This window comes from Streptomyces sp. NPDC017529 (assembly GCF_044329785.1).
Classification (GTDB): domain Bacteria; phylum Actinomycetota; class Actinomycetes; order Streptomycetales; family Streptomycetaceae; genus Streptomyces.
Window position 1 is genome coordinate 331,524 of the sequence record NZ_JBIRJY010000001.1, and the last position, 16,805, is coordinate 348,328.

A 16,805-nucleotide genomic window follows, 5' to 3' on the forward strand; every position below is an offset into this window, starting at 1 on the left:
GCACGGCCCGGCAGCACCAGATCCAGGCATCACCGCATCGCATCCGCATCCTGACTCCCTTGGACATCATGCACATTCGCGACCTTCCTCATGCCGACCCAGGTGTCCCGGACGTCCGCTCCGGTGGCCGATTGCTCCTGTGGCTGTACCGGCAGCAGCTCGGCGGACAGACCAAAGCGCTGTGCTGGGGGCTGGTGCACACCGGTGGTGTCGCGTCGTTCCCCGTACCGGTGGGCCTCGCGGTCCAGGCCGTGGTGGACCGCTCCGGCCCCCGGCTGCTGCTCGCGGGCGGCCTGTTGCTGCTGCTCGGCGCCCTGGTCGCGGTCGGCGACGTGATGCTGCACCGCTCCGCCATCACCAACTGGATCACGTCGGTCGCCCGCATCCAGCAGCTCCTGGCGCGCAAGACGACGGAGTTGGGGTCCACCATGACCCGGCGGGTCGCCGCGGGAGAAATCGTCGCGGTCAGCACCGCCGACCTGGAAAAGGTGGGGTGGTTCGTCGAGGCCGTCTCCCGGTTCGGCGCCGCGGCGCTCACCTCCGTGGGCGTCTGCGTGGCCCTGCTCGTCTACCAGCCCGCACTGGGCGTGGTGGTGGCAGCCGGCGTACCCGTGCTGGCACTGGCCGTCCTGCCGCTGCTGCCGCCCGCGACCCGCCGCGCCGACGAGCAGCGCGAGAAGGCGGGCCGGGCGACCGAACTGGCCTCCGACACCGTCGCGGGACTGCGCGTGCTGCGCGGCATCGGCGGCGAGGAACTCTTCCTCGACCGCTACCGGAGTGCTTCCCAGGACGTCCGCCGGGCCGCCGTGCGCAGCGCCCGGATGTGGTCCACCATCTCCGCCGTCCAAGTCGTCCTCCCGGGGCTCCTGCTGATCGCGGTGGTCTGGTACGGCGTCGGGCTCGCCCTCGACGGCCGGGTCCAGGTCGGCGAACTGGTCACCGTCTACAGCGCGGTCACCTTCCTCCTCTACCCGCTGCGGCACTTCGAAGAGATCGCGATGGCCTACTCCTTCTCCAAGCCCTCGGCCAAACGCGCGGCCCGCGTGCTGGCGCTGAGCCGGCCCGCCGACGGGCGCGTCGCCGCGCCCGAGACGCTCGGCGGGGACCTGTTCGACCCGGTCACCGGTCTGCACGCGCCGGGCGGGCAGCTGACCGCGGTGGTGTGCGGCGACCCGGACGCGGCCGGGCGGCTCGCCGACCGGCTGGGCGGCCACCCCGCCGACGCCCCGGAAGGCACGCCTTCGGTCCTCCTGGGCGGCATCGCCCTGGACGACGTGCCACGCGACACGGCCCGCGCCGCCGTACTCGTCCAGGACAAGGACCCCGTCCTGCTGTCCGGAACGCTCGGCGAGCTGCTGGACATCCCGTCCTCCGGGTCCGTACGGGCCGAGGACGCGCTGGCGGCGGCACAGTGCGGTGACGTGCTGGCGGCGCTGGCACAGGGCTCGGCCGACGCCTCCGGCGATCCGGCGCGCACCCACATCACCGAGCGCGGCCGGTCCCTGTCCGGCGGGCAGCGACAGCGCCTGGCCCTGGCCAGGTCGCTGGTCACGGACCCCGAGGTACTGGTCCTGGACGAGCCGACCAGCGCCGTCGACTCGCACACCGAGGCCCGTATCGCGAACGGGCTGCGGGAGCTCCGCGCGGGCCGCACGACCGTGGTCCTCACCTCCAGCCCGCTGCTGCTGGACCGCGCCGAACACGTCGTCTTCCTCACCGAGGGCCGGGTGGCGGGCACGGGCACCCACCGCCGGCTCCTGCACGACGACGCCGCATACCGCGCCGTGGTCACCCGCGAGACCGAGGACGACGAAGAAGGCGGACCGGCCACCCCTCTGGCGGGCGGGCCCGCGTCCGCTTCCCTGGCGGGCCGGGCCGCGTCCGGTCCGCTCTTCGCCCGTACCGGCACCGACCAGATCGAGGAGACCGCATGATCGGCCTGGCGCCCCCGGAGCACGATCCGGACGCCCCGCGTACGGCCACGACCCTGCCGGTCGGCTCGCCCGCGACCGTACGCGCCTACGTGGGCGGGCTGATCCGCCGGCACCGGCGGGCCTTCGTCCTGCTGGTGGCCGTGAACGCCACCGCCGTGCTCGCCTCCATGGTCGGGCCGTACCTGCTCGGCGGGCTCGTGGAGGACCTCGGCAACGGCGCCCGCGATCTCCATTTGGCGCCCGTCATCGGGCTGTTCGCGTTCGCTCTGGCCGTCCAGACCGTCTTCGTACGCCTGGTACGGCTGCGCGGCGCGATGCTCGGCGAGCAGATGCTGGCGGACCTGCGCGAGGACTTTCTCGTACGGTCCGTGGCCCTGCCGCCGGGTGTGCTGGAGCGCGCCGGGACCGGCGACCTGCTGTCCCGCATCACGACGGACATCGACCGGCTGTCCAACGCGATGCGCGAGGCCGTGCCGCAGCTGTCGATCGGCGTCGTCTGGATCGCGCTGCTGCTCGGCGGCATGACCGTCACCGCTCCCCCGCTGGCCCTGTCCGTGCTCGTCGGCCTGCCCGTGCTGCTCGTCGGCTGCCGCTGGTACTTCAAGCGGGCCCCGCACGCCTACCGCTCGGAGGCGGCCGGATACGCCGCGGTCTCGGCGGCGCTGACGGAGTCGGTGGACGCGGGCCGGACCATCGAGGCGCACCGGCTCGGCGAGCGCCGCGTCCGGCTGTCCGAACGCCGGATTTCGGAATGGGCACAATGGGAGCGATATACCCTTTTTCTCCGCTCTGTGCTCTTCCCGGTCGTCAACGTGACGCACGTGCTGATCCTGGGCTCGGTGCTGCTGCTCGGCGGCCTGTTCGTGCTGCGCGGCTGGATCACGCCCGGCCAGCTGACGACGGGCGCGCTGCTCGCGCAGATGATGAGCGAGCCCGTCTCGATGATCCTGCGCTGGTACGACGAGCTCCAGGTGGCCCAGGTGTCCATCGCGCGGCTGGTGGGCGTGCGGGAGATCGAGCCGGCTGCGGGCGACGCACGGGTGGCGCCGGCGGGCCGGGACGTACGGGCGGACGACGTGCGCTTCGGCTACCACGCGGGCGTCGACGTCCTGCACGAGGTCTCGCTGCGGGTGCGCCCCGGCACGCGGATGGCGCTGGTCGGTCCGTCCGGTGCGGGCAAGTCGACGCTCGGGCGGCTGCTCGCCGGGATCTACGCCCCGCGCACCGGCGAGATCACCCTCGGCGGCGCGGAGCTGTCCCGGATGCCGGCGGAGCGGGTGCGCAAGCATGTGGCACTGGTCAACCAGGAGCACCACGTCTTCGTGGGCTCGCTGCGCGACAACCTGCTGCTGGCCCGTTCCACCGCCGGGGACGCCGAGCTGTGGGCCGCGCTCGGCGCGGTGGACGCCGCCGGCTGGGCACGGGCCCTGGACGGCGGCCTGGACACCGAGGTCGGCTCGGGCGGCCATGCCCTCACCCCGGCGCAGGCCCAGCAGATAGCGCTGGCCCGGCTGGTGCTGGCCGATCCGCACACGCTCGTCCTGGACGAGGCGACCTCGCTGCTGGACCCGCGCGCGGCCCGGCACCTGGAGCGCTCGCTGGGCCGGGTGCTGGACGGCCGCACGGTCGTGGCGATCGCTCACCGGCTGCACACCGCGCACGACGCGGATGTGATCGCGGTGGTCGAGGAGGGCCGGATCAGCGAACTCGGCAGCCACCACGAACTGGTCGCCGCGAACGGCGCCTACGCGGCCCTGTGGCGTTCCTGGCACGGGTAGCCGCGCCGCCCCGGACCGGTCGGCGGGCGTCCGAGGAAGGACACCGGCCTGCTGTTCCGGGGCCGCAGGGGCCGCGCCCTGGACCGGGCGCGGCAGCACCGGCCCGGGCGCCTGCCCGGCGCCGGTCAGATGTAGCCCAGGGCTCCCAGCCCGCCGATGCCGCCCAGCAGCATGAACGCGGGCATCAGCACCTTCAGCTCCACCCAGCTCCCGGCGCGGAACCGCATGCCCTTCGGCGGGCCGAGCGGGTACCAACGCTTGCGGCCTATCGGGATGGGCCACAGGACCGGGCAGCCGGAGACGGTCAGCGCGTCGCCGATGTCGTGGACCAACGCGCCCAGCACGATCGGCAGGCCCAGCCACAGGTACTCCTGCCCCGGCTCGGTGAACAGCCAGCCCGCCCCGTTCCCCGGCTGGTCCAGGATGCCGGCCAGAATCCAGGCCGTCGCGGCCCCCAGCAGCCACACCAGGACGTCGCTGGAGACCCGGGCCGCCCGCCACAGCAGCCCCTCGATCGCGAGGACCATGTGGACGAAGAGGATGCCCAGCACCGCCCAGCGGCCGCCCTGGACCGCCAGGAGTGACATGCCGGCGCCGATCAGAACCGCCCACACCCACGTATGGGTGAGGGTGCGGTGCCCGCCGGAGCGGTGGGAGTCGCCGCGCATCTTGGTGGCCTTGTAGACCGCGTGCGAGATGGAGTCGACAACGCCGCACAGCGACCGCGAGAGCGGTCCGAAAGCGCGCGAGATGGTGGCCGACTTGTGGTCCAGGTCGGGGGCGAGTGCCGCGCCGGCGCAGATCAGCGCGCCGACGACGAGCACCGGCCAGGGCATCGGATACCCTGCGGCCGCCGTCGCCGCGCCCACCCCCAGCCAGGCCGCAGCCCCGGACAGCGAGTGCGCCGGTCCCATCATGGTCGTTCCCCATCCCGGATTGACTAGATCCATCGCTCGGATCCCCGGTTCCTGACGCCGGGCCGGCGACACAGCGTAGCGTCAGATGATCTAGGTCTGACCCGCCGGTTGTCTCATCCGGACCGGGCCAAGGCAGTATGGGGGCGTGACCCTCATCGATCATCTCCCGAACGACGCCGACCCCGATGCCCTCTTCGAAGCCTTTTCGAGCTGGGCCGAACAGCAGGGCATCGCGCTCTACCCTGCCCAGGAGGAGGCGCTGATCGAGGTGGTCTCGGGGGCGAACGTCATCCTGTCCACCCCCACCGGCTCCGGGAAGAGCCTGGTCGCGGCCGGCGCGCACTTCACCGCGCTCGCCAACGACCAGGTCACCTTCTACACCGCGCCGATCAAGGCCCTGGTGTCGGAGAAGTTCTTCGACCTGTGCAAGCTCTTCGGCACCGAGAACGTCGGCATGCTCACCGGCGACGCCTCCGTCAACGCGGACGCCCCGGTGATCTGCTGCACGGCCGAGGTGCTCGCCTCCATAGCGCTGCGGGACGGCAAGGACGCCGACATCGGCCAGGTCGTCATGGACGAGTTCCACTTCTACGCCGAGCCGGACCGCGGCTGGGCCTGGCAGATCCCGCTGCTGGAACTGCCGCAGGCGCAGTTCGTCCTGATGTCGGCGACGCTCGGCGACATGTCGCGCTTCGAGGAGGACCTGACCCGGCGCACCGGCAAGCCGACCTCGGTCGTGCGGTCCGCGACCCGGCCCGTGCCGCTGTCGTACGAGTACCGCGCGACCCCGATGACGGAGACGCTGACCGAGCTGCTGGAGACGCGGCAGGCCCCGGTCTACATCGTGCACTTCACGCAGGCCGCGGCCGTGGAGCGGGCGCAGGCCCTGATGAGCATCAACATGTGCACCCGCGAGGAGAAGGACCAGATCGCGGCGCTCATCGGCAATTTCCGTTTCACGACCAAGTTCGGACGGAACCTGTCCCGCTACGTCCGGCACGGCATCGGCGTCCACCACGCCGGCATGCTGCCCAAGTACCGCCGGCTCGTGGAGAAGCTGGCCCAGGCCGGCCTCCTGAAGGTCATCTGCGGCACGGACACGCTCGGCGTCGGCGTGAACGTCCCCATCCGCACCGTGCTGTTCACGGCCCTGACCAAGTACGACGGGACGCGGGTGCGCACGCTGCGGGCGCGGGAGTTCCACCAGATCGCGGGGCGCGCCGGGCGGGCCGGCTTCGACACCGCGGGCTTCGTCGTCGCCCAGGCGCCCGAGCACGTCGTGGAGAACGAGAAGGCTCTCGCCAAGGCCGGGGACGACCCCAAGAAGCGCCGGAAGGTCGTGCGCAAGAAGGCGCCGGAGGGCTTCGTCAACTGGGGCCAGAACACCTTCGAGAAGCTGATCGCCTCCGAGCCTGAGCCGCTGACCTCCCGTTTCCGGGTCACCCACGCGATGCTGCTGTCCGTGATCGCACGGCCGGGCAACGCCTTCGAGGCGATGCGCAAGCTGCTGGAGGACAACCACGAGCCGCGCCGCAACCAGCTCCGGCACATCCGCCGCGCCATCGCCATCTACCGTTCGCTGCTGGACGGCGGGATCGTCGAGCGGCTGGCCGAGCCGGACGCGGAGGGGCGGATCGTCCGGCTCACCGTCGACCTCCAGCAGGACTTCGCGCTCAACCAGCCGCTGTCCACCTTCGCGCTGGCGGCGTTCGACCTGCTGGACCCGGAGTCGCCGTCCTACGCGCTGGACATGGTCTCGGTCGTGGAGTCCACCCTCGACGACCCGCGGCAGATCCTCGCGGCCCAGCAGAACAAGGCCAAGGGCGAGGCGGTGGCCTTGATGAAGGCCGACGGCGTCGAGTACGAGGAGCGCATGGAGCGCCTCATGGACGTCGAGTACCCCAAGCCGCTGGAGGAGCTGCTCTCGCACGCGTACAACCTCTACCGCAAGAGCCACCCGTGGGTCGGCGACCACCCGCTGTCGCCGAAGTCGGTCATCCGCGACATGTACGAGCGCGCGATGACCTTCACCGAGTTCACCTCGTTCTACGAGCTCGCGCGCACCGAGGGCATCGTCCTGCGGTACCTGGCGAGCGCGTACAAGGCGCTCGACCACACCGTGCCGGACGACCTGAAGTCCGAGGACTTCGAGGACATCATCGCCTGGCTGGGCGAGATGGTCCGCCAGGTGGACTCCAGCCTGCTGGACGAGTGGGAGCAGCTGGCCAATCCCGAGGAGGAGACGGCCGAGGAGGCCGCCGAGCGGGCGGACCAGGTCAAGCCGGTCACCGCGAACGCCCGGGCGTTCCGGGTGCTGGTGCGCAACGCCCTCTTCCGGCGGGTCGAGCTGGCGGCGCTGGACAAGGTCGAGGAGCTCGGCGAGATGGACGCCGAGTCCGGCTGGGACGCGGACGCCTGGGGCGAGGCGATGGACGCCTACTGGGACGAGTACGAGGAGCTGGGCACCGGTCCGGATGCGCGCGGCCCCAAGCTGTTGCAGATTCAGGAGGAGCCCGAGCACGGACTGTGGAAGGTGCGGCAGACTTTCGCCGATCCCAACGGCGATCACGACTGGGGCATCTCCGCCGAGGTGGACCTCGCGGCCTCCGACGAGGAGGGGCGCGCGGTCGTGCGCGTCACCGACGTGGGCCAGCTGTGACGGCGCCGAGACACCCAACGGAGGACCTACGGTCATGACCAACCCCGCCGAGCGCCTGGTCGATCTGCTGGACCTGGAGCAGATCGAGGTGAACATCTTCCGCGGCCGCAGCCCGCAGGAAAGCCTCCAGCGCGTTTTCGGCGGGCAGGTCGCCGGCCAGGCGCTGGTCGCGGCCGGGCGCACCACGGAGGGTGACCGGCCCGTGCATTCGCTGCACGCGTACTTCCTGCGCCCGGGCCGGCCCGGGGTGCCGATCGTGTACCAGGTGGAGCGGGTGCGTGACGGCCGGTCCTTCACCACCCGCCGGGTCGTCGCCGTCCAGCAGGGACGCACGATCTTCAATCTGACCGCCTCCTTCCACAAGCCCGAGCCGGGCTTCGAACATCAGTTGCCGCCGCGCCGGGAGGTGCCCCCTCCCGAGGAGCTGCCGACCGTCGCGGACGAGGTGCGCGAGCACCTGGGCGGGCTGCCCGAGACGCTGGAGCGGATGGCCCGCCGGCAGCCCTTCGACATCCGCTACGTCGACCGCCTGCGCTGGACGCCGGAGGAGATCGAGGGCGCGGAGCCGCGCAGCGCGGTGTGGATGCGGGCGGTCGGCCCCCTGGGCGAGGATCCGCTCGTCCACACCTGCGCGCTGACCTACGCCAGCGACATGACGCTGCTGGACGCCGTACGCATCCCGATCGAGCCGCTGTGGGGGCCGCGCGGCTTCGACATGGCCTCCCTCGACCACGCGATGTGGTTCCACCGCCCCTTCCGCGCGGACGAGTGGTTCCTCTACGACCAGGAGTCCCCCGTCGCGACCGGCGGCCGCGGCCTGGCCCGCGGCCGCATCTACGACCGCGCCGGCAACCTCCTCGTGTCCGTGGTCCAAGAAGGCCTGTTCCGGCCGCACACCCCGCCTGCCGCCGGAGCCTGAGCTCCGTCCCCGAGCGGGGTGGCGGGCGTGGCGGGGGTCCGCAGCCGGCTGGTCGCCGGCTGCCCGCGGCGGGCCTGGTCCAGGGAGCGGGAGAGGTTGACGCGGTACCACAGCACCTCGTCGAACTCCTCCGCCGTCGTCGCCCGCTCGACGGCCTGCCCGGCCGCCGGTACGGCGGCAGGCGGGGCCAGGGCGGGGCGCAGCCTGCGCAGCAGTGACCGTTCCAGCGGGTCTTCGGCGACCGAGGCCAGTTCTTCCGGGGGCAGTACGGCCGCGATCACCGCGGCCGACTCCCAGGGGTCGGCCGCCTGGCCCATCAGCTGGGCGACCCGTCGGCTGCGCCATTGCCGGCCGCGCCAGTCCTGTCCGCTGCCGAGCATGGCCCGCATCGCCGCCGGGACGCTGCCCCGCATCAGCTCCGGCTCGCGGTCGGCGAAGCCCGTCAGTTCCGCTGCCAGGTAGAGCCACACCACGGCGCCGTAGCGGTTCACGTAGAACCGGACCGGGCCGAAGCAACCCGCGCGGGCCAGCCGCAGGAACCGGCTCGCTCCGATGCCCATCAGGCCGGCGGCCTCGGCCGTGCCGACCGTTCGAAGGCGGTCACGCAGCGTTTCGGGGAATCCCTCCTCGGCGCGCAGCCGCCGGATCTCCTCCACCGGCACCCGCCGCCGCGCCCACGGCCCGGCCGGACCGGTCCACGGCCCCGGCCCCGCCCCTGGCCCCGGTGGGACCGTGGCGACTTCCCCCAACTGTGCCGCCAGCTCGAACTCGCCGCTGCGCAGCTCCAGTTCGCGAGCCGCCCGCCCCGGCGCGAGCGCCTCCCCCGCGGTGAGCGGTTCCTCCGCCGCGTACGCCTGCCGCTTCTCGTCCATCACCGTCATGTCGCACTCCCCCGTCGTCGACTTCGTCACGGGCTCGTCAGGGTCCCGCGTCGGTTCGTTACCGACAGTGACGACGATAGCCGCGAGGTACGACAGCCGGTCAACCCCCGGCCTCAGCGCTGTGGACAACTCCGCTATCGGCGGGCCTCGACCCCCAGGTGTTCACCCACACGGTTGACCAACAGTGCCATTTCGTAGGCGATTTGCCCCATGTCGGCCTCCGGTCCCGCCAGCACGCACAGACAGCTGCCGTCCCCCGCCGCCGTCACGAACAGTACGCCGTCGTCGAACTCGACCATCGTCTGCCGCACCCGCCCGGCCCGGAAGTGCCGGCCTGCCCCCTTGGCGAGGCTGTGCAGGCCCGACGCGACCGCCGCCAGGTGCTCGGCGTCCTCCCGCGCCAGCCGTTCGCTCGCGCTCGTCACCAGTCCGTCGTTGGACAGCACCAGCGCGTGCCGCACCTGGTCCAACCGCTCGGTCAGGTCGTCCAGCAACCAGTCGAGTCCGCCGTTCGGCGCCATCGCGCTTCCTCCCCGTGTCCCCGTGGGCAACTGCCGTGCCAGCCTGGCTCACCCGTGGCGCCCCGGCAAGCGGCACGGCCGGTCGGCGTGCCTCGCGGAGCCCGCACGCGCCGGATGACCCAGGATGGCGGCATGGGACACAAAATGAGCAAGGACGAGTGGCAGAGGTTCCTGACCGAGGGCACGCGCACCGGCAAGCTCTCGACCGTACGGGCCGACGGCAGCCCGCACGTCGCGCCGGTGTGGTTCCTCCTCGACGGCGACGACCTCGTCTTCAACACCGGAGCCGACACGGTCAAGGGGCGCAATATCGCCCGGGACGGCCGGATCGCGCTCTGTGTGGACGACGAGCGGCCGCCGTTCAGCTTCGCGGTCGTGGAGGGGCGGGCCGGGATCAGCGACGATCTCGCCGAGGTGCGTGGCTGGGCCACGCGCATCGCGGCCCGCTACATGGGCGAGGACCGCGCGGAGGAGTACGGGGCGCGCAACGGCGTCCCCGGTGAGCTGCTGGTGAGGGTCCGCATCGACAAGGTCGTCGCGATCGCCGACCTGGCCGGCTGACGCACCGGCGCACTCCTGGCCCCGCGGCGGCGCGTGCGGCCGGCCGGCGACCGGCGCGCCTCATCCCACCGAGTCCAGCAGCCGGGCGGTGTGCACCCGCCCGGCGTGCTCGACCAGCCGTATCAGCACTTCCTTGCCCGAATCCCGGTCCCGCGCGTCGCACAGCACCACCGGAGTGCCCCGGTCCAGGTCGAGCGCCCGCGCCACCTCGTCGGCCCCGTAAGCACGCGCGTCCGCGAAGCAGTTGACGGCCACCAGGAAGGGGATCGCCCGGTTCTCGAAGAAGTCCACGGCGGGGAAGCAGTCTTCCAGCCTGCGGGTGTCGGCGAGCACGACGGCACCGAGGGCGCCCCGCGCCAGGTCGTCCCACAGGAACCAGAACCGGTCCTGCCCCGGCGTACCGAAGAGGTACAGCGAGAGCCCCGCCCTGATGGTGATGCGTCCGAAGTCCATCGCCACGGTGGTCGTTGCCTTGCGGACCACGTCCCCCGCGTCGTCCAGCGCCGCACCCGCCTCGCTGAGCAGTTCTTCCGTACGCAGCGGCCTGATCTCGCTGACGGCGCCGACCAGCGTCGTCTTGCCGACACCGAAGCCGCCCGCCACCAGGATCTTCAATGTCATCGCGGCGTCGTCCGTGGTGTCGGCGGGCCCGGCCGCGGGCGCTTCGGGTACGTCGCGGGGCTCGTCGTACGACTCGAAAACCATGGCGAGGACCGTACTCCTTGCGCTACACAGCGTGGCTCAGAGTTGACAAGTTCGTACGCTTCGGTAGAAACCCCGGTCACGGTCCGGCCGGATGCCACCAGCGGGAAGCCTGTTTCCGGGAACCGGCCGGCGCACCGGCGGAGCACGAGAAAGAAGGCCGATGATGTCCACTCACGAGGCCACCGAGACCGGCACGGGCATCGCCGCCGTCCCCGCCGCGGGCGACAACGAGGCAGGACCCTGGCACAACCTCTGCCGCATCTGCCATCCCAAGGAGTCGCCCGTGCGGCCGCTCGTCGCCATCTGCGGTGAGCCCCTGCTCGGCGTGCGAGCCGCCCGCGGGGCGCCCCGGTGCGAGCTGTGCGACTACCTCACGCCGCATCACGTGCGGGGGCACCTGCCGTGATACGGCCGCCCCGCGTTGCCCGAACCCCACCGAAAGCCGCATCCGATCCTGCTAACTTGATTAGCCTACCTAACTAGGCAGGCGAAAGGGCCTCATGTCCCAACAGCAGTGGAACACCGTCGACGACTACTTCAACTCCCTGCTCGTCCCGGCCGACGAAGCACTGCGGGCCGCGCTGCGCGACATCGAGGCGGCCGGTCTTCCCCGTATCAGCGTGGCCCCCAACCAGGGCAAGCTGCTCCACCTGCTCGCCCAGATCCAGGGGGCCAGGCGCATCCTGGAACTCGGTACGCTCGGCGGCTACAGCACCATATGGCTCGGCCGGGCGCTGCCCGCCGACGGCCGCCTGATCTCGCTGGAAGCCAACGCCTCGTACGCCGGCATCGCCCGCGCCAACCTGGCCCGCGCCGGGCTCGCGGACCGGACCGAGATCAGGGTCGGCCCGGCGCTCGACAGCCTCGCCCGACTGGTCGCGGAAGGCGCCGAACCGTTCGACCTGGTCTTCATCGACGCGGACAAGCCGAACAACCCGCACTACCTGGAGCGGGCCCTCGAACTGACCCGCCCCGGCAGCCTGATCATCGGCGACAACGTCGTGCGCGACGGGGACGTCGTCGACGCCGGCAGTACGGATCCGTCGATCCGCGGCACCCGCCGGTTCCTGGAGCTCATCGCCGGGAACCCGAAACTGTCGGCCACCGCGCTGCAGACGGTGGGCGTCAAGGGGTATGACGGATTCGCGCTGGCCCGCGTGATCGGATAGGGGTGCTCACGGCAGGCTGATCCTGTTTCCGGCGGACACCTCGGCACCGGCGATGCCCGACCCGGCGTAGCGGATGTTGTTTCCCGTGGCCGTTCCGCCGGAACAGGAGGCGAAAAGGATCCCGGTGCCGTCGCGTCCCCGGCTGTATTTCACGACGTTCCCGGTGACCACGCCTTCATGGACGTATTGCAGCACGATCCCGTTCGCACTCGCCCAGTCACGGATGATGTTCCCGCTCACGACGACGTTCTCCAGCGGCGTGTCAGACATTCCGTACACGCCGATGGCGGCGTAACGGGGGCCTTGGCCCGGCTGGTTCTCCAGGCCCATACGCGTCAGGACGTTGTTCGCGATGACGATGTCCTCGGTTTGCGACCAGAACCAGGACTGGTACTGCGCCGACGGGTCGACCTGCACCTGGATTCCGCTGTTGCAGTCCGCGAGAATGTTGTTCGAGATGACCGCGTTGCGCCAGTTCTGGGCGCGTATCCCGTAGTTCTTGGCCCGGGTGATCCTGTTGTTCACCACCCGGATGCCGTCGTGGAAACGGCCGGGGAAGGTGGCCGTGTGCGTGCCCACCAGGGCTCCGTACCCGTCGGCCGAGCAGCCGTCCACCACGATGTCGACGCAGTGCGTGCCGTCCGGCGCCTCCTGCACCTCGACCGCCTCGGAGAAGAACCGCGTCGGAGTGGTCGCCTTGAAACCCTTGAAGACGCAGTTGCGTGCCGTGCCGTTGCGGACGCCGTGGAACTCGATCGCGTGCCAGTCCGGGATGTTGTCCACCACCAGGTCCTCGTAGAGGATGTTCTCCGCGGAGCAGAAGGCGAACATGTCCAGGTGCAGCGGGTTGTTCGCGCCGCCGTCCCACAGCCCGCCCCGGATGCTGATGTTGGACGCCCCGTTGTAGCCGTTGTGGGAGAACCCGCCGCCCCACAGCGTGTCGATCGCGGAGGTGTCGCTCCGGACGATATGAGCGCCGTAGGCGATCACGGTCAGGTTTCCCGTGTCCGGTACCACCGTCCCGGTGCTGTGGACCAGATAGCGGCCCGGAGGAATCACCAGCGTTCCGCCACCGGCGGCGCAAATGGTGGTCACCGCGCTCTGCAGGAGATGTGCCGCGTCGACGAGGCCCTTCGGATCGGCACCGAAATGGTCGACGAAATTCCACTTCCCCGTGTCGGTCATGCCAGCATGATTACGCCGGTCGGCCGGGAGGGAAAGGCGTCGAGGGGAAACAGTTGCGGCGCCAACCACCGCGGCCGACCGGGCGGTCGCCGTCGTCGGGCCAGTGGGCGAGCACGCGCACCGTTCCCTACAGTTCCCGTATGAACGACGAGACCGCCCGGGTGGCGGAGAGCGCCGGGCAAGCGCACGACGTGCGGGAGTTCTTCGGTTCCCGGGCGCACGACTGGGACGCGCGGTTTCCCGACGACGGCCCCGCCTATCAGGCGGGCGTCGCCGCGTTGGAACTGCGTGCAGGCGACCGCGTCCTGGACGCGGGCTGCGGTACGGGCCGGGCCCTGCCCGCGTTGCGGGCGGCCGTCGGGGCGCGCGGAGCGGTGCTGGGCGCCGATCTGACGCCCGAGATGCTGGCGGCAGCGGTACGGGCCGGGCGGGGGCGCCTGGCGCCCCTCCTGCTGGCCGACGTGAGCCGGCTTCCGCTGCGGGACGGGTCGCTCGACGCGGTGTTCGCCGCCGCGCTGCTGTCCCACCTGTCCGACCCGGGGGCCGGCCTCGCCGAACTGGCCAGGACCGTGCGGCCCGGAGGCAGGCTGGCACTGTTCCACCCCGTCGGCCGCGCGGCGCTGGCCGCACGCAAGGGCCGTCGGCTCACCTCCGAGGACGTACGGGCCGAGCCCAACCTACGGCCCCTGCTCGCCCGTTGCGGGTGGGGCCTGGTGCGTTACGTGGACGAGGACGCGCGCTACCTGGCCGTGGCGGTACGGCAGGGCGTCTGACCTCCGAAAGCCTTCGCCTCTGTAACAGCTACGCGGACCGTTGAGGGGACTCGGGCAGTACCGGGCAGCCGCCCGCGGGGCTCCCCTTGGGGAAGGTTCCCAGGTCGGCGACGCGGTAGCCGTTCGGGTAGCCCTTGATCTCCGGGTTCTGGCGGGCGTAGTGCGGGCGGCGGCGCGGCGGCAGCAGACGTACCGACTTGGCGCGCAGCCGCAGTGCGCCCTGCACCACTGCCCGGACGGCCGGCTTGGGGCGCTCGTAACGGAAGGCGTGCAACAGCGCGTCGTCCAGTAGCGCCATGCTCGCGCCGCGCACCACGGGAGCCAGCGGGCCGTACCAGCCCGCCATCAGGCCGAGCGTGGCGTCGGAGACCCGCCGGCCGCCCTCGTCCCAGCCGAAGTGCTCGTGCTCGTAGTCGTCCAGGAAGCGTTCGAACTCCTGGAAGTCCTGCGGGATGCCGGTGATGCCCATGTGCCGGCCGAGCGTCCGGTAGTAGACGGCCGAGGCGTGCTTCTCGTGCTCGCTCAGCCGCCGCCACCCGTACAGATCCAGCCAGCGCTTGGGAACCACCACGAAAGTGCACAGCACGTACCGCATGTCGTCGTTGCCGATGTCGTAACGCCGGTGCATCTGGTTGATGCGGCGGATCGCGGTCCGGCCTTCCTCCGCGTCGAAGCCGTGCTCCATTACCGTGTCCAGGAGAAGCGCGGTGTCGTCGTAGCGCTTCTGCGTACGGTCGGTCAGCTCGGCGGTTTCCGCGAGCAGCCGCCCGATGGCCGGAACGGCGTAGGTGCGGTAGAGCGCCAGCTCCAGTGCGCGCGCGACGTCCCACGGGAATTCGTACGTCGTGGTGATGCGATGGATGCGCAGGAAGTCCCGCTCCGGATCCAGCCGCTGGATCTCCTTCAGCCAGTCATATCGCCGCACCGAGTGTCCGCCCTTTCGTCGCCGAAGTTCCAATCGTAAGCACCCAGGGCACACTGGAACGACCGGAACGGGCACCGGGAATGGGGGACACGATGGCCGGATTCTTGCGCGGGACTTCCGGGCTGCTCCGCGGTCTTGAGGACTTCTTCGCCCAGATCAGAACGGCCCTGCGGATGCCGGGCGGCGACGGCCCCCGGGCACCGGGGCCGAAAGCGCGCCGGCACAACATCTTCGAAGCCGCCGCGGCCCATGTGGCGGCCTGCGCCGAGGATGACGACGAGCGCAGCGCCGAGACCGCCGAGTGGGTCTCTCCCGAGGCCCTCGCCTTCGGCATCAACGAGCTGGCCTGCCGGGCGGTGATCGCGCTGGCCCGGGAGCGCCGCGAGTCACCGCAGACCGTGGCCAGGGACCTGCTCAATCTGCCGGCGGCCTGAGGGCGGCCGGGAGGCGGGGAACTTGGTTCGCGGGCGTACGACTGGTGACAAGCGGCTCTTGGTCCAACTATGGTGCGCCGACGACTGATCGGAACGATCGGGGCGGTACGGGTCCGGCGGGCCGGGGCCACCCGGTCAGAGCGCATCGGATGGGGAGGCCCGCGTGTCGACCGACAGCGCCGGAACGTCCACGGCTGCCGGACAGGGCGGTCAGGACGGGCAGACCGCCGACGACGACCAGTTGCTCGTGCTGACGGCGGTGCTGCTGACGCCCGCGCAGTTCCCGAGCGTGCTCGGCGACGACTACCCCGAGGCGTGCGCCGGGCTCGGGCTCGAACCGTACGCGGCGGGCTACGGGCTCGTGCTCGGCCAGGACGGGCAGGGCGCGCGCTGGACCGCGGTGACGGAGGACGTCTCGCTCGTCGCGTGTGCCATCGCGGCCTGGGACTGCGGTATGGAGTTCGACCTCTCGCCCGGTGAGGACGGCGTGGTGGCCGCCCTGCCCGGCTGGCCGCTCGCGCTCGCCGTAGCGGCGCCGGGCGTGCCGGCACCGCACGACCCCGCGCCGGAGGACGGCGGTCCGGCCGTGCTCACGCCGCCGCCCGCCGCGCAGTGGGGCCCGGCGCAGCGGCGGCTCGGCGCCGACGAGATCGCGCTCCAGTGGGCGGTGTGGCGCGAGCAGGTCGAGGGTGAGGTCACGTTCGTCGATCCGGGCGCCCGGCCGCACGCCGGGGTGCGGCGCGCACTGGCCGAGGCACGCGGTTACGTGGCGGAGCCCCCGCCTCCGGGGCGGGTCCGCTCGTCCTTCGCCGACGGCGAGGCCCGTACGCTGCGCGTGGACGGTCCGGGCTGGAGCATGGTGGCGCGGACCGACGACATCGCGTTCGTCCTGCTGGACGAGCAGCCGGGCGAGATACTGCCGGTGGGACGCGGCCCCGAACTGCCGGGGCTGCTGAAGGCGTTGGAGGCACTGGCGGCCCGGCCGGCCTGAGAGCCGGCGTACGGGGCCGCACGGCAACGTCCCACCCGCGGACCGCCGGTCCGCAGGCCCGCTGACGGGGACGTCGTCCGAGGCCCGGCGCGCCGCGCCGGGCGGTTAGCGCCCTATCTCCTTGCGGGTCACGCGGCGCAGCCTGCGCCGCTGCGAGGGATCCAGCGTCAGATACGCCACGGCCGGCACTCCGACCATGACCAGCAGCGCCGCCCAGAACGGCAGCAGCCACAGCAGGATCACTCCCACTGCCACGCCGCCGACGGCGACCTTCGCGTTCGTGGACATCCTTCACGTCCCTTCCGCGGCGGATGCCGCGCTCTCTGTACCCCATTGAACGCCTTTTCGGCCCCACAGGTTCCATCCGGGACCGGTACGTCAGGAGTCACGCGGCACCGCTCCGGTCTCGGCGTTCCGCCCGGCGGTGCTGTACCCTCGGGCGCTCCGGTCACC

At 71.7% G+C, this 16,805-nt stretch carries 17 protein-coding genes; 10 read left to right on the plus strand and 7 right to left on the minus strand.

All coding sequences use genetic code 11. From position 1 onward, the window contains the following. Positions 1–68: 68 nt before the first annotated feature. Positions 69–1,934: an ABC transporter transmembrane domain-containing protein gene (locus ACH4K4_RS01065; protein ID WP_398164493.1), complete on the plus strand. Its 1,866-nt coding sequence runs from the start codon at positions 69–71 to the stop codon at positions 1,932–1,934. Continuing rightward, on the plus strand, positions 1,931–3,712 hold the full coding sequence (locus ACH4K4_RS01070; protein WP_398163872.1) for an ABC transporter ATP-binding protein: 1,782 nt from the start codon (positions 1,931–1,933) through the stop codon (positions 3,710–3,712). The genes ACH4K4_RS01065 and ACH4K4_RS01070 overlap by 4 nt, the downstream gene beginning before the upstream one ends. 125 nt (positions 3,713–3,837) lie before the next feature. On the opposite strand, the gene ACH4K4_RS01075 is transcribed toward ACH4K4_RS01070, so the two are convergent. Further along, on the minus strand, positions 3,838–4,629 hold the full coding sequence (locus ACH4K4_RS01075) for a metal-dependent hydrolase (protein WP_398163873.1): 792 nt from the start codon (positions 4,627–4,629) through the stop codon (positions 3,838–3,840). A gap of 145 nt (positions 4,630–4,774) precedes the next feature. On the opposite strand from ACH4K4_RS01075, the gene ACH4K4_RS01080 reads away from it, so the two are divergent. Both ACH4K4_RS01080 and ACH4K4_RS01085 read left to right on the plus strand, forming a co-directional pair. Continuing rightward, complete coding sequence (locus tag ACH4K4_RS01080; protein WP_398163874.1) at positions 4,775–7,288, plus strand: DEAD/DEAH box helicase; 2,514 nt, start codon at positions 4,775–4,777, stop codon at positions 7,286–7,288. 34 nt (positions 7,289–7,322) lie between these two features. Next, on the plus strand, positions 7,323–8,207 hold the full coding sequence (locus ACH4K4_RS01085) for an acyl-CoA thioesterase (RefSeq protein WP_398163875.1): 885 nt from the start codon (positions 7,323–7,325) through the stop codon (positions 8,205–8,207). Here the strand turns inward: ACH4K4_RS01085 and ACH4K4_RS01090 are convergent. Beyond that, positions 8,123–9,118, minus strand: coding sequence for a DUF6397 family protein (locus ACH4K4_RS01090; RefSeq protein ID WP_398163876.1), 996 nt, complete (start codon positions 9,116–9,118; stop codon positions 8,123–8,125). The two genes, ACH4K4_RS01085 and ACH4K4_RS01090, sit on opposite strands and share 85 nt — an antisense overlap. Positions 9,119–9,222: 104 nt before the next feature. Continuing rightward, entirely contained in the window at positions 9,223–9,609 is a 387-nt protein-coding gene (locus ACH4K4_RS01095) for a roadblock/LC7 domain-containing protein (RefSeq protein WP_398163877.1), read from the minus strand. Between the two features lie 132 nt (positions 9,610–9,741). Here ACH4K4_RS01095 and ACH4K4_RS01100 point away from each other — a divergent pair, with 132 nt between their 5' ends. After that, positions 9,742–10,170, plus strand: coding sequence for a PPOX class F420-dependent oxidoreductase (locus tag ACH4K4_RS01100; RefSeq protein WP_398163878.1), 429 nt, complete (start codon positions 9,742–9,744; stop codon positions 10,168–10,170). 60 nt (positions 10,171–10,230) lie between these two features. Here ACH4K4_RS01100 and ACH4K4_RS01105 read toward each other — a convergent pair whose 3' ends face one another. Beyond that, positions 10,231–10,791: a GTP-binding protein gene (locus ACH4K4_RS01105; protein WP_398164495.1), complete on the minus strand. Its 561-nt coding sequence runs from the start codon at positions 10,789–10,791 to the stop codon at positions 10,231–10,233. A 247-nt stretch (positions 10,792–11,038) separates the two neighbouring features. Between ACH4K4_RS01105 and ACH4K4_RS01110 the strand changes: the two genes are divergently transcribed. Then, the gene (locus tag ACH4K4_RS01110) at positions 11,039–11,281 is read left to right on the plus strand and encodes a hypothetical protein (protein WP_398163879.1); all 243 of its coding nucleotides are present in this window, start codon (positions 11,039–11,041) and stop codon (positions 11,279–11,281) included. 94 nt (positions 11,282–11,375) lie between these two features. After that, positions 11,376–12,044 carry an O-methyltransferase gene (locus tag ACH4K4_RS01115; RefSeq protein ID WP_398163880.1) on the plus strand — a complete coding sequence of 223 codons (669 nt, stop codon included), beginning with the start codon at positions 11,376–11,378 and terminating at the stop codon, positions 12,042–12,044. 6 nt (positions 12,045–12,050) lie between these two features. On the opposite strand, the gene ACH4K4_RS01120 is transcribed toward ACH4K4_RS01115, so the two are convergent. Beyond that, positions 12,051–13,229, minus strand: coding sequence for a NosD domain-containing protein (locus tag ACH4K4_RS01120; protein ID WP_398163881.1), 1,179 nt, complete (start codon positions 13,227–13,229; stop codon positions 12,051–12,053). A 140-nt stretch (positions 13,230–13,369) separates the two neighbouring features. Between ACH4K4_RS01120 and ACH4K4_RS01125 the strand changes: the two genes are divergently transcribed. Next, positions 13,370–14,002, plus strand: coding sequence for a class I SAM-dependent methyltransferase (locus ACH4K4_RS01125; RefSeq protein WP_398163882.1), 633 nt, complete (start codon positions 13,370–13,372; stop codon positions 14,000–14,002). A gap of 28 nt (positions 14,003–14,030) precedes the next feature. On the opposite strand, the gene ACH4K4_RS01130 is transcribed toward ACH4K4_RS01125, so the two are convergent. Further along, positions 14,031–14,927, minus strand: coding sequence for an oxygenase MpaB family protein (locus ACH4K4_RS01130; RefSeq protein WP_398163883.1), 897 nt, complete (start codon positions 14,925–14,927; stop codon positions 14,031–14,033). A gap of 173 nt (positions 14,928–15,100) precedes the next feature. Here ACH4K4_RS01130 and ACH4K4_RS01135 point away from each other — a divergent pair, with 173 nt between their 5' ends. Together ACH4K4_RS01135 and ACH4K4_RS01140 are read left to right on the plus strand one after the other, a co-directional pair. Then, positions 15,101–15,361 carry a hypothetical protein gene (locus ACH4K4_RS01135; protein ID WP_398164497.1) on the plus strand — a complete coding sequence of 87 codons (261 nt, stop codon included), beginning with the start codon at positions 15,101–15,103 and terminating at the stop codon, positions 15,359–15,361. A gap of 163 nt (positions 15,362–15,524) precedes the next feature. Continuing rightward, positions 15,525–16,352 (plus strand): hypothetical protein, encoded by an 828-nt coding sequence (locus ACH4K4_RS01140; protein WP_398163884.1) that lies wholly within the window; start codon positions 15,525–15,527, stop codon positions 16,350–16,352. 105 nt (positions 16,353–16,457) lie between these two features. Here the strand turns inward: ACH4K4_RS01140 and ACH4K4_RS01145 are convergent, their stop codons facing one another. Further along, positions 16,458–16,640, minus strand: a complete 183-nt coding sequence (locus tag ACH4K4_RS01145) for a hypothetical protein (RefSeq protein WP_398163885.1) — start codon at positions 16,638–16,640, stop codon at positions 16,458–16,460. Positions 16,641–16,805: the final 165 nt, after the last annotated feature.

Coding starts and splice junctions, on each gene's coding strand:
- ACH4K4_RS01065 (WP_398164493.1), top strand. CDS start 69: ATGCACATTCGCGACCTTCCTCATGCCGACCCAGGTGTCCCGGACGTC.
- ACH4K4_RS01070 (WP_398163872.1), top strand. CDS start 1,931: ATGATCGGCCTGGCGCCCCCGGAGCACGATCCGGACGCCCCGCGTACG.
- ACH4K4_RS01075 (WP_398163873.1), bottom strand. CDS start 4,629: ATGATGGGACCGGCGCACTCGCTGTCCGGGGCTGCGGCCTGGCTGGGG.
- ACH4K4_RS01085 (WP_398163875.1), top strand. CDS start 7,323: ATGACCAACCCCGCCGAGCGCCTGGTCGATCTGCTGGACCTGGAGCAG.
- ACH4K4_RS01095 (WP_398163877.1), bottom strand. CDS start 9,609: ATGGCGCCGAACGGCGGACTCGACTGGTTGCTGGACGACCTGACCGAG.
- ACH4K4_RS01100 (WP_398163878.1), top strand. CDS start 9,742: ATGGGACACAAAATGAGCAAGGACGAGTGGCAGAGGTTCCTGACCGAG.
- ACH4K4_RS01105 (WP_398164495.1), bottom strand. CDS start 10,791: ATGACATTGAAGATCCTGGTGGCGGGCGGCTTCGGTGTCGGCAAGACG.
- ACH4K4_RS01110 (WP_398163879.1), top strand. CDS start 11,039: ATGTCCACTCACGAGGCCACCGAGACCGGCACGGGCATCGCCGCCGTC.
- ACH4K4_RS01115 (WP_398163880.1), top strand. CDS start 11,376: ATGTCCCAACAGCAGTGGAACACCGTCGACGACTACTTCAACTCCCTG.
- ACH4K4_RS01120 (WP_398163881.1), bottom strand. CDS start 13,229: ATGACCGACACGGGGAAGTGGAATTTCGTCGACCATTTCGGTGCCGAT.
- ACH4K4_RS01125 (WP_398163882.1), top strand. CDS start 13,370: ATGAACGACGAGACCGCCCGGGTGGCGGAGAGCGCCGGGCAAGCGCAC.
- ACH4K4_RS01135 (WP_398164497.1), top strand. CDS start 15,101: ATGCCGGGCGGCGACGGCCCCCGGGCACCGGGGCCGAAAGCGCGCCGG.
- ACH4K4_RS01145 (WP_398163885.1), bottom strand. CDS start 16,640: ATGTCCACGAACGCGAAGGTCGCCGTCGGCGGCGTGGCAGTGGGAGTG.